Origin of the sequence: Protofrankia sp. Cj5 (assembly GCF_917627405.1) — a bacterium.
Lineage (GTDB): Bacteria > Actinomycetota > Actinomycetes > Frankiales > Frankiaceae > Protofrankia.
Map to the genome: position 1 here is coordinate 19,510 of NZ_CAKJTO010000065.1, position 11,286 is coordinate 30,795.

The 11,286-nt window shown below is 65.6% G+C and carries 10 protein-coding genes and 3 pseudogenes; 9 read left to right on the forward strand and 4 right to left on the reverse strand.

The window, feature by feature from the left end; genetic code table 11:
* The first annotated feature begins 167 nt into the window (after positions 1-167).
* Both MJ777_RS14885 and MJ777_RS14890 read left to right on the forward strand, forming a co-directional pair.
* The gene (locus tag MJ777_RS14885) at positions 168-1,397 is read left to right on the forward strand and encodes a hypothetical protein (RefSeq protein ID WP_239376909.1); all 1,230 of its coding nucleotides are present in this window, start codon (positions 168-170) and stop codon (positions 1,395-1,397) included.
* A gap of 323 nt (positions 1,398-1,720) precedes the next feature.
* Positions 1,721-2,008 carry a hypothetical protein gene (locus MJ777_RS14890; RefSeq protein ID WP_239376910.1) on the forward strand — a complete coding sequence of 96 codons (288 nt, stop codon included), beginning with the start codon at positions 1,721-1,723 and terminating at the stop codon, positions 2,006-2,008.
* 143 nt (positions 2,009-2,151) lie between these two features.
* On the opposite strand, the gene MJ777_RS14895 is transcribed toward MJ777_RS14890, so the two are convergent.
* The 3 genes and pseudogenes from MJ777_RS14895 to MJ777_RS23155 form a co-directional block, all read right to left on the reverse strand.
* Positions 2,152-2,568, reverse strand: a complete 417-nt coding sequence (locus MJ777_RS14895; RefSeq protein ID WP_239376911.1) for an IS3 family transposase — start codon at positions 2,566-2,568, stop codon at positions 2,152-2,154.
* On the reverse strand, positions 2,565-2,702 hold the full coding sequence (locus MJ777_RS14900) for a hypothetical protein (RefSeq protein WP_239310297.1): 138 nt from the start codon (positions 2,700-2,702) through the stop codon (positions 2,565-2,567). Before MJ777_RS14900 ends, MJ777_RS14895 begins: the two co-directional genes overlap by 4 nt.
* Before the next feature lie 43 nt (positions 2,703-2,745).
* Positions 2,746-2,847 (reverse strand): annotated as a pseudogene (locus MJ777_RS23155) (transposase); the annotation flags it as partial.
* A gap of 65 nt (positions 2,848-2,912) precedes the next feature.
* On the opposite strand from MJ777_RS23155, the pseudogene MJ777_RS14905 reads away from it, so the two are divergent.
* Positions 2,913-3,141, forward strand: a pseudogene (locus MJ777_RS14905) (DDE-type integrase/transposase/recombinase); the annotation flags it as partial.
* Between the two features lie 346 nt (positions 3,142-3,487).
* Complete coding sequence (locus tag MJ777_RS14910) at positions 3,488-4,735, forward strand: hypothetical protein (RefSeq protein WP_239310298.1); 1,248 nt, start codon at positions 3,488-3,490, stop codon at positions 4,733-4,735.
* 346 nt (positions 4,736-5,081) lie between these two features.
* Here the strand turns inward: MJ777_RS14910 and MJ777_RS14915 are convergent.
* Positions 5,082-5,426: pseudogene (locus MJ777_RS14915) on the reverse strand (integrase core domain-containing protein); the annotation flags it as partial.
* A 51-nt stretch (positions 5,427-5,477) separates the two neighbouring features.
* Between MJ777_RS14915 and MJ777_RS14920 the strand changes: the two are divergent.
* The 5 genes from MJ777_RS14920 to MJ777_RS14940 all read left to right on the forward strand — a co-directional run.
* Positions 5,478-5,717: a hypothetical protein gene (locus MJ777_RS14920; protein WP_239313136.1), complete on the forward strand. Its 240-nt coding sequence runs from the start codon at positions 5,478-5,480 to the stop codon at positions 5,715-5,717.
* A 102-nt stretch (positions 5,718-5,819) separates the two neighbouring features.
* Positions 5,820-6,497 carry a response regulator transcription factor gene (locus MJ777_RS14925; protein WP_239313130.1) on the forward strand — a complete coding sequence of 226 codons (678 nt, stop codon included), beginning with the start codon at positions 5,820-5,822 and terminating at the stop codon, positions 6,495-6,497.
* The gene (locus tag MJ777_RS14930) at positions 6,497-7,882 is read left to right on the forward strand and encodes an ATP-binding protein (RefSeq protein WP_239313127.1); all 1,386 of its coding nucleotides are present in this window, start codon (positions 6,497-6,499) and stop codon (positions 7,880-7,882) included. Before MJ777_RS14925 ends, MJ777_RS14930 begins: the two co-directional genes overlap by 1 nt.
* A 283-nt stretch (positions 7,883-8,165) precedes the next feature.
* Positions 8,166-10,064: an ABC transporter ATP-binding protein gene (locus MJ777_RS14935; RefSeq protein ID WP_239313124.1), complete on the forward strand. Its 1,899-nt coding sequence runs from the start codon at positions 8,166-8,168 to the stop codon at positions 10,062-10,064.
* Positions 10,065-10,274: 210 nt separating this feature from the next.
* On the forward strand, positions 10,275-11,286 hold a 1,012-nt coding region (locus MJ777_RS14940; protein WP_239376912.1), incomplete at its 3' end, for an IS4 family transposase.

Genomic DNA, 11,286 nt, shown 5'->3' on the forward strand with positions numbered 1-11,286 from the left:
CGCATCGTGCTGGAAGCCAGGGGATCGGCAATCTTGATCGCGATCGGGCAGACTCCTGACCTGCCCCAACAGCCCGATTCAAACCCTCTGCTTGGGGTCCCGGTGCGAGGCGGGCGGTGCACTGACCGCTGGAGACCGCCCTGCCCGACGTGCCGCACGAGTGCGTCATGCGGTGGGAGTTGCGGGACGCGGGTAAGTGGGAGCAGGCGCAGATCGCGGTCAGTAGTGGGGACGACGGCGCGTGGTACGTGCAGCACACCGGATTCGGCTGTCGCCGGTTCGCCGCCAAGAAGTCGGCCTGGTTGGCGGTACGTCGACTGATGGCCTGCCACGACGGGCGGTGGGAAGTAGTTCCTCGGGACGCCAGACCGCTGGATCCCGACATCAGCGATAACGACTCACGCCTCCTGTACATCGACAACGGCCACTCGCTCTACGGTAGTTGGGGCCGGCATCGGGATCGCGTCTGGGGAAGATACATCGCCGCCATGGAGAACGGCAGCGTGCTTCGGCGGACCGACAAGCACCCGAAGGTCGGTGGCTCCATCCTGGTACATGAGTACATCGATCCCGTCGATGGTTCGACCCGCTATACGCTGGACTTCACTCATGGCGACTACCAGTGTACGTCCGACTACGGCGACCTGGACACCGCTGTCGACTGCTACAAGGAGACCGTGTACAACAACAACGACCCCGACCACCCATATGTCTCCAGCGATCTCGACGTCCTCGTCAGACCGTTGCGGACCGGGCCCTCGATAGAAGAGGTGCTCGACCAGTTCCTCGCCGAGCAGCGCGCGCGTCTCTCAGAGAGGACCATGAGCAAGTACGAAGGGATCGTATCGCTGCTGGGAAAGTGTATCGCGAGGGAGAGCGAGGACGGCCTGCTCAGCAGTGTGCGCGACGGCCCGGAGACGATCCCGGATCATCTGGGTGGGTTCCTCGGCTACTACATGGTCCGCAAGGTGATCGCCAGGAAGGGGGAGATCAAGGCGGCGGGGACCGTGGCCGGGAAGCTGGTCAGCTGGCTGTCCGAGCGTGGATACATCGACGGGACGACCGCGAAAAACGCGGTGGACAGTGCACGCGACACCGGACGCGGGCTTGCGGCGGCCTACGACTTTCGCGACCTGATCGACGACCACCTGGACAGCAGGCCTCCTGTCGACATCAGCGGGGTCCCGGCCGGGGACCGGTTTGAGGACTACGCCTTCGTCGCAGAGGTGAGCCCAGGCAGGATCTCCTTCGATGCCTATGCCGGGACGACTGTCGGCCCGATGGACATTCCGGTCGAGATAAGCAACCTGGTGCAACCCGAGTGGAGCATGTACGTGGAAGCGGCACGTATTGACGGGGCCTGGCACCTTCTCATGATTGGCTCCGTCTTTCCCTGAGAACGGCCGACCCGACACCCGAGAGCCACCTCCGACGAAGGGGAGGCGCCGACATTGCGGGTGCCGAAAACCCTGTCCGTGCAGGTCCAGCGGCATGTTGATACTCGTGGATGATTCCGCTGAGGCGCTCATGTCTACGGATGTCGAGGTGCGTGACCGTGGCCAGATCGGTGATCGGTTCTGGCAGTGGTTGCGGGGGTCTGGCGTTCGCGATGCCCCGGTGAGGGCGGTGCGCGTTGTGATGCTGCTCGTACTGGTTCAGCGTGTAGCAGGTGTGGCTGGTTCCAGATCACCGTGCGGTCCAGTAGCTCGTGGTGGCAGCGGTGGATCCACCGCTTCATGATCGCGTTCATGTGTGGCATCCGGACGCCGCTGTGCACGATCTGGATCCCGGTGTCGGCGAGGATCGCGTCGAACAGTGGCGAGTACCTGACGTCGCGGTCACGGATGAGGACGCGTGCCCGGCATCTCGCGTCCTGCAGGTCCATCGCGAGGGTGCGCACGGCCTGGGTTACCCAGGTGGGGGGCTGTTGGGCAGGTCAGGAGTCCACCCGATTGCGATCAAGTTTGCCGAGCCCCCTGCTTCCAGCACGATGCGGGCGGTGCACTGACCGCTGGAGACCGCCTCCGCGTCCACCGTGGGCCGTTGGCGTCAACCGGTCGAAGCGTTCAATGATCTGTTGGCAACGAATGTGTCGCCTTGACCGCTTGATTCCGCCGTTATATAAGATGATTATCCCTAATCAAACGCCCTCTAAGCGATGTCTGCGCACCAGCGGGTGTCCGGCTGCTCGGCGGTGAAGTCCTGGCCGATCAGATCCGGGGCATCGACGGGTCGGGCGTCGGCGACGGTGGTGCGCCGCCAGGCTTGGGGGTGGCGTCCTTGCAGGCCAGCGGCCTTCATCAGCCGCCAGACGCGCTTGTGGGCGACCGCGGGCGCCCGGGCGGCGAGCTCGGCCCAGACGCGGCGTACGCCGGGGTCGCCGCGCAGGCTGGCGTGGATCTGACGGATCAGGGTCGTCAACGCCGCGTCCGTGCGGTCGCGGTCGCACTGCCCGCCGGTGGTCCGCCACCGGTAGTAGCCCGATCGGCTGACACCGAGGTGGGCGCACATGAAGCTGACTGGGTATTCGCTGTCGGTGGCCCAGTCCGCGATGGCCGCATAGATCACGGCTGTTCCTTCGCGAACCAGGCCGCTACTTTTTTCGCGAAGTCACGCTCCATCCGCAGCACGGCGTTCTCTTTGCGTAGCAGTTCCAACTCGGCCCGTTCGGACTCGGACAGTTCCCGCTGCCCGGCCCTCATCACCTGCCTTCTTCACCCATTTACCCAACGTCATCTCGTGGACGCCGATACTCCGCGCTACTTCGGCGACGGACCGGCCCGAATCGATCACGAGACTAACGGCCTGATCTTTATATTCCTGGGTGAAATGTCGGCGTGTCGCCACCGGGATACCTCCGCTGGGATCAGCGGCAGCCTACCGAGTGTCCACAAGACCGGGAACGGTCCAATCATCTTGATGCCCGGCGGGCGAACAACCGGATCGAGTCCGATCACAGCCAGCTGAAAGCCCGGTTGCGGCCGATGCGCGGGCTGAAACGCTTCCGCTCCGCCCAGCCGGTCAGTTCCGGGCATGCGTTCGCGGGAGAATATCCGCCGCGGCCACTACAAACTCAGGGTCGACACCGACCCACACCTGCGGCTGACGACTGCCTTCGCCGAGCTCACCCTGACGATCTGATCATCGGTCCGACAGAGCTTGCCATGTCCTGCCTTCGCGTAATGCAACAAAGCCGATCCGAGCCCTCCATTGGGTTGAGCTTCGACCACTCCCGCGAGGCTCCGGACGGCGGACTCCGGACCGTTCTCACGTCCCACACCTTTACCTCAAAAGCCTCGAAGTCCGGATCATTTCTTGGCGTACGTTTCGGTTCCGACGGTCCCCGCCAGCTTAATCTCCCACAAATTCTTCGTCCTCGCGCGAGTCCATGGGTGTCGCGTTGCCAGCTGACGTTCCGTATGGGTTACTCAACGCGCACACCGGCGGACCATTTTGAGGGGCAAAAACGCCCGTAGGAGAGGTAAAAGTGCGAAGAGCAGTATTTCCAACTGTCCTGGTGGCAGCCGGTCTGGTCGGAATACCGACCGCGGCACAGGCTTCCGATGGATGGGGGTTTCCTGAAGCGAACCACTCCGGGAAGTTCGTGCCCTGTGGTGACGAGCAGGCCCTCGTCGACGCAGTCACGAACGCCAACATGGGCGGAGCAAACACCATCAGGCTCGCGCCATTCTGTACCTACACCATCACGTCCGCGCATGGCACGGGCCCCAACGGCGCGGACGGCCTTCCGGTCATCACCGGAGGCCTCACGATCACTGGAGACAAGTCGACTATCACCCGATCATCGACCGCGCCGGCCTTCCGCATTCTCGAGGTCGGCGCGGCCGGGAACCTCACTCTGATCGGGACCAGCATCAGCGGCGGTAACGCCCGGGGCGCTCTTCCCGATGATCCCGCGGGCGATGGCGGCGGAATCCTCAACGATGGGGGCACTCTGACGCTCCAGGACAGCGAGGTCACCCACAACACGGCCACCAATACCGGCGGCTTCGGCGCCGACGGCGGCGGAATCGCCAACGAGGGGGGCACCCTGACGCTCCAGGACAGCGAAATCGCCGACAACACCGCCGCCGACAACGTCGACGACGACGGCGGCGGTGTCAGCAACAACAGCGGCGGCACCGTGGCACTCCAGAACAGCAAAATCGTCGGTAACACGGCGGGCGGGGACGGTGGCGGTATCGACAACAAGGGTATCGCCACATTCGTGGACAGCATCGTCGCCGATAACAGGACCAATTTCGACGACGGCGGTGGCATCAACAACGGGGGCACCGTTACTCTCAGGGACAGCAAGATTGTTCATAACGTCGCCGCTCGTGACGGGGGCGGTATCAACAACGGTGAGAACGCGCAGTTCGAAAGCTTCGACAGCATCATTTCCGGCAACACCACGACCGGGTCAGTGCCGGGGTCGACCGGTCGCGGCGGTGGCATCAACAATGAGGGTGCCGCAACATTCAAGGACAGCAAGATCATATTCAACAAGGCTGCCGGACCAGGTGGCGGCATCTACAACGAGAATACCGCTCCCGAGACCCCTGCCACTGTAACGCTCGAGGGCAGCGAGGTCGTCTTCAACAAGGCTGCCGATGGCGGCGGCATCTTCAAAGAGCCCGGCAGCGGTCCAGTGACGTTGACCGATAGCGCGGTGAAGTTCAATACGCCGAACAACTGTGCCCCGCCCGGAAGCGTGCCGGGTTGCTCCGGCTGAGTAGAAGCGTCCGGCAATAGGCGCGGCACCGGGCTCTCGACGAGGGACCGGACGTAGGACAGACACTACCCCGGTCAATTATGGAGTTCTCAACGCTCGGTAACTGACCGGGGTTTCAAGCCTTGCCGGAAGATGGTGTCCGTCGACAGCGAAGATTGTCCGGTCGTAGCGCTTTTACCTGACGGTGCCCGAAACCCGTCCGTAGGCCGTGACCAGCGTTTCTGCCTCACTCGGTGATCCCGTCTGATGATCGCTAATCCCTCCGCCGGAGATGATCAGAAACCGGTACCTCTGTCGTCCAACCGTGTGGGGTGCCAGAACTGGCCATCGGCGTTGACCTGGGCTTTTAGGCGGCTCGTTCGTATTCGTTGATCAGACCACCGAGGACAGGCCTGCGCTTGATCCATTCCGTCGTGACGTCGGCGATCGGATGGTCAGGCCGTGGTGGCTGAAGGCAGCAGCCGCGGTGAGGTCGTCGTCCGTTGTAGTGGGCCGCGTACCCGGCCAAGACAGCACGCAGATGCCGCTCACCGAAAATCGGTATCCGGTCGGTGACCTCGGTCCGGGCGGTCAGCACGAACCGTTCCGCATAGGCGTTCGCCCGGGGACTTCGGGGTGGAATCGTGACCGCGGAGATGCCGGCGTCAGCGAGGACCGCGTCGAACGATGCGGTGAACTGCCCGGCTCTGTCGAGGGCAGGCCCGGTTGATGGGGTACGGGTCGCGCGGGAAAGGAGCGCGTCATGCCGATGTTTCTGTCTGCGCGGGTGCCGTGGGACACGCCCGAGGAGAAGAAGATCCGTCAGCTGGCGGATGCCCGGCACGCCCCGGCCGACCACGCAGCCAAGGAGCTGTTCTCCGTCACCCGTTCCACCCTCTACCGCGCGCCTGAGCCCGAGGCGGCACCACCCGGCGTAACCGCTTGTTTTCTCAGCCGCTGCTCCTGGGACCCCTTTCTGGCTTATCTCGGTGACCCCAAGTAGCGACGGTGGCGTTGGCGACCCGCCCCATTGATCCTTCTCAGTCTGCCCTCAGCTATGTCTGCCTATCGTGGGCCACGGGGTCGCAGGGCCGAGGAGCGCCATATGCGCGTACTGATCGTCGAGGACGAGAGGACTCTGGCCGCCGCTGTCGCGCGTGGCCTGCTTACCGAGGGTTTCGCGGTGGATGTGGCCCACGACGGCCCGGAGGGCTTGTGGCGGGCGACCGAGTGGCCGTACGACATGGTCGTGCTGGACCTGATGTTGCCGAAGCTGTCCGGCTACGAACTGCTCAGGCGAATGCGCGCTGCCGGGGTGTGGACGCCGGTGCTGATGCTCACCGCGAAGGACGGCGAGCACGATATTGCCGACGCGCTCGATCTGGGCGCCGACGACTACCTGACCAAGCCCTTCTCCTACGTCGTGCTCGTCGCGCGGATACGTGCGTTGTTGCGCCGCGGGAACGCGCCTCGACCGAGCGTTCTGACTGCCGGCGACCTGCTGCTCGACCCGGCCGCTCGGCGGTGTCACCGCAGCGGCGAGGACGTGAGCCTCACGGCGCGCGAGTTCGCCCTGCTTGAGTATCTGCTTCGCCACCGCGGCGCCGTCGTCAGCAAAACGGAAATTTTAGAGCATGTGTGGGACGAGAACTTCGATGGTGACCCCAACATCGTCGAGGTATACATCAGGTACCTGCGCCGCAAGCTCGACGCCCCGTTCGGACGACGCTGCATCGAGACGGTGCGTGGCGCCGGTTACCGACTGCGCGATGACGGCGGCTGATGATCACGTCGTTGCGGTTCTGGCTGCCACGCCGCTCGCTACGCACAAAGCTCACGATTATGGCAACGGTCGCCATCGCCATCGGCATGGCTATGGCGTCGGTGCTGCTCGTCGTCCAGTTACGAGCCAGTCTTGTTGCCGGTCTTGATGCCACTGCCCGCCAGCGGGCCCACGACATCGGCACCGGTGTCGAGAACGGATCCGTCGCCACCCTCCTGTCGGCGCAGAGCGAGGGGGACATAGCCGTACAGGTCGTCGACTTCTCGGGTCACCTCATCGCCAGCTCGGTAAACCTCGAAGGGGAGCCACTCTTACTGACCCTGCCCACCCCGGCGCCCGGAGCGCTACCGGCCCGCACTGTTCACGGGCTGCCGCTCGGCGACAATGGGGCGTTCCGGGTCGTCACGGCGCGCGCGGGAACCGCCACGGTCTACGTGGGTGTCCCGCTCGGCCCGGTTGACCGCGGCGTCAGTCAGCTGACCGGTGAGCTCGCGGTCGGCATCCCCGTTGTCGTCGCTCTGCTCGGCATGGTGACCTGGTTGTTGGCGGGTCGCGCGCTCCGTCCGGTCGAACGGTTGCGGCAACAGGCCGCGGACATCACGGCGACCGGTCTACAGCGCCGGCTTGACGTGCCCCGATCGCAGGACGAACTGGCGCGGTTGGCCAGTACCCTCAACGACATGCTGGCCCGGCTCGAGAGCTCCGCGCAACGGCAGAAGGACTTCGTCGCCGATGCAGCGCACGAGCTGCGCAGTCCGCTCTCAGCCATCCTGGCGCAACTCGAGGTGGCCGCGCGTTATCCCGACGGCGCGGACTGGACAGTAACCCTGCCAGACCTCACCGACGACGCCCAGCGGCTGTCACACCTTGTCGACGACCTCGTCTGGCTCGCTCGCCTGGACGCCCGGCCCCGCCTCCGACGTGAACAGGTCGACCTCGACGAGGTCGTGTTCCGGGAAGTCCGTCGTCTGCGTCAACCTCGTGGCGTCGAGGTGGACCAGCGGGGTGTCTCAGCCGCACGGGTCATCGCGGACGGCGAAGCGCTGTCACGGGTGGTACGCAACCTGCTGGACAACGCCTTGCGGCATGCCACCACCTGCATCGAGGTCAGCGTGGTGGAAGCGAACGGCGTCGCACGGCTCGTCGTCGCCGACGACGGCGCGGGTGTGCCCGAGGCGCACCGACAGCGGATCTTCGACCGTTTCGCCCGGCTTGACGACGCCCGCGACCGGGACGCCGGCGGTTGCGGACTGGGCCTCGCGATCGTGCGCGACGTGACCGTGGCCTCGGGAGGACGGGTCCACATCGAGGACAACCAGCCGGGTGCCCGCTTCGTCGTGGAAATGCCAGCCGGCCCTCTTCCTGCGGGCCGCCCGCGGCAGTAGGCCTGACCCGCCCGCCTGTTCGGGACTCCGTTCCCTCTCAGGAACCCTCAGGTGCCTCTCAGGAAGCAGCCCATACTGTCGCGTCTGCCTGCAACGAGGGGAGGTGACATCGTGGCTGAAAACGTGACTGGCCTGGAGCCGAACGAGCCCGAGGAGTCGTCGAACGAGCCCGACACGGGCGCTGACGTCCACCAGGAGGGCGAGTTCCAGGGCGAATACTGATCAAGTCAGTTCCGAGGTGGCCTGCCGAGCGCGGCTGGTCGCCTCGGAGCACCCCTCACCCATGATTAAAAATGATCTCGCTGTCTACCGACGGCTCCTGCCGATGTTGCGGCCATATCGGGCACGGCTGTTTCTGATCCTGACGACCAGTGCCGCCGGGCCGCTGTTCATGGCTGGCCGCATCTGGCTGCTCAAGGTCCTCATTGATGACGTGCTTCACCATCACCACGCGGAACTTGTCCCACTGGTCGCGGTCGGCTTCGTGGCTGTCGCGGTGGCGCGAGCGCTGTTGTCGGCTGCTACCGAGCAGGTCAGCGGCAGGGTCGGCACACACGTCGTCCGGGACCTCCGAGTCCGCACCTACGAGAGCCTCCAGGGCCAGTCCCTGCGGTACTTTCACCAGCAGCGGTTGGGCGACCTGCTCACCCGACTGTCCGGGGACACCGCCGCCATCGAGGATCTGCTGGTCACCGGCCTGACCGATCTGGTCGGGTACACGGTCACCATCCTGCTCTTTCTGAGCCTGCTCATCGTCCTCGATCCCGTCCTCGTTCTCGTCGGGCTGAGTATCCTGCCCGCCCTCGCCGTGGTCGCCGCCGTCGGTGCCCGGCGGAGCCGCCGCGCCCAGGAAGAGATCCGGGAACACTCCAGCCAGTTGATCTCGACCGCCGAGGAAGGCCTGTCAGCTATCGCGTTGGTCAAAGCCTTCGCACGCGGCTCCTACGAACAATCTCGTTTCGCCGACGCGTCGGGCCGCAGCGCGTCCGCTCGGCTCAGGGCTGTCCGGGTACGGGCCGTGTACCCGCTCGTGGCGGACGTCGTCGCGGCGACCGGTACCGCCGCGGTGGTGTGGGTGGGCGCTCATCAGGTACTCGCCAACCGCCTGAGTCTGGGATCACTGGTCATTTTCATCAGTTACCTCGCCTCCCTTTACACCCCGATGCACGGCCTCAGCAGGCTGTCCACCATGGTCCAACGTGCGCTGGTCGGCGCCGCCCGCGTCCTGGAGATCACCGAGACTCCAGGACGAGACAGTCGTAGCGGGATCGGGCCGTCCAACAGGCGGGTGGGACGGCACGCCCTGACCCCGTCGCGGCAGCGGAACCACACATCCGATCTGCGCGAGAGACACGGCCAACCCTGGCTTCCGCCCGTCGTCGGCAAGGCGCAGTTCGACCGGGTCACCTTCGCGTACGTGCCCGGCCGCGACGTCCTCCAGAAGATCAGCATCCAGATCAGCCCCGGCGAGACGGTCGCCCTGATCGGCGCCAGCGGGGCCGGAAAGACGACCGTGGTCAGCCTGCTGCTGAGTTATTACGACGCGGACGAAGGCGAAGTGCGTCTCGACGGTCATCCGCTCCACGCGTTTGACCCGGACAGCTGCCGACGTCAGGTCGCCGCGGCACTGCACGAACCGATGCTGTTCGACGCCAGCGTACGCGACAACATCCGCTACGGCCGCCTCAACGCCAGCGACGCCGATATCAAAGCGGCCGCGCAGGTTGCTCAGGCCGAGTCGTTTGTCATGGAGCTGCCTGACGGCTACGACACCGTTGTCGGTCCACGCGGTTCACGGCTGTCCGCCGGACAACGCCAGCGGCTGGCCATCGCGCGGGCAGTGGTGAAGAACGCGCCGGTCCTACTCCTGGATGAAGCCACCTCAGCCCTCGACCCGGCCACCGAAACGATGGTCTTCGATGGGTTGCGTGAACGGTGCCTCGACCAGGCGATCCTTCTCGTCGCGCACCGGTTCTCCACCGTCAGCCACGCCGACCGGGTCATCGTCCTGGACTCCGGCCGGATCGTCGAAGAAGGCACCCACGACCACCTGCTCGCCCGCAAGGGCGCCTACTGGAACTTTCTCCTCAGCCAGGATCGCAGGGTCCTGGGGGCATCATCAGCGAGTACCAGCGAGCTGCCTGATCGGGCAGCAAAACCTCAGTTCACTGGTTCGCACTGAGTTTTGGCACGGCACAGCTGGGTGGGTAGCACATGCCGCGCATGCACCGACAGACTGTTGATTGTCTTCGAACGGCGTCTGACGTGGGTGCTCACCACGTACACCCAATGCCATTGACACTATTTCGATCTTGAATCGTCATGGTCGATCTTGAATGTCCGGCGGGTCGGATCTGGGCGGATCGACTGACCACTGCCATGATCTGGGCCTGTGGAGCCAGCTGCCCCCGTCCCACCATCAGGGCGCATCGCCGACCAGATTTCACTCGGCGTGCTCGCGACCTACGTGCCACGTGACACGGTCACCGAGGCCATCGCGGCGTGCGGCAAGACCGCGCAACGCTCCGACGTCGCACTCACCCCGGAGTTCGTCGTCTACTTCGTGATGGCTCTGGCGTTGTTCGCCGACGAGGACTACGAAGAGGTCGCGCTGCTGCTCGCGGGCGTGCTCGCGGACTGGAGCGCGGGTTTCGACCCGACGGCCGGCGGGCTGTGCAAGGCACGGACCCGGCTCACCTCAGCGCCACTGAAAGAGACGTTCTCCCAGGTCGCGCGGCCGGTCGCCACCGAGGACACTCCCGGGGCGTTCTTCGGGCCGTGGCGGGTGGTGAGCATCGACGGGCTGACCTTCGACGCCGAGGCGTCCGAGAAGAACGTCGCCGCGTTCGGCCGGCCCGGCACCGGGGAGGGCGAGGCCGGGGTGACCAAGGTCCGCGCTGTCACGATCAACGAGTGCGCGTCGCACGCGCCGCTGCTCGCCGAGGTCGGCCCGGGCGGCTCCGGGAAGGGCACCGGTGAGCGCTCTCTGGCCCGCCCGCTGCTCACCGGGCTCGGGAGCGACTGGCTCCTGCTCGCCGATCGCGGATTTTACGGCTTCGAGGACTGGTGCACCGCCGAGGACACCGGCGCGGCGCTGCTGTGGCGGGTCGGCGCGGACCTGCGCCTTCCCGTGCTGCGTCCGCTCGACGACGGCTCCTCCCTCTCCGTCGTGATCAGCTCGAAGGTCCGGGGGAAGGCCCGGGAGACACTGCTCGCCGCCGCCACCGAGGGCCGGCCGCTGGACCGGGCGAAGGCCCGCTATGTCCGGGTGATCGAGTACGACATCCCCGACCGGGACGGCAACGGCGCGCACGAACTGTTCGCCCTGATCACCAACATGCTCGAAGCCGACCAGGCCAGGGCGATCCCACTCGCCGGGCTCTACCAGTGGCGCTGGGAACACG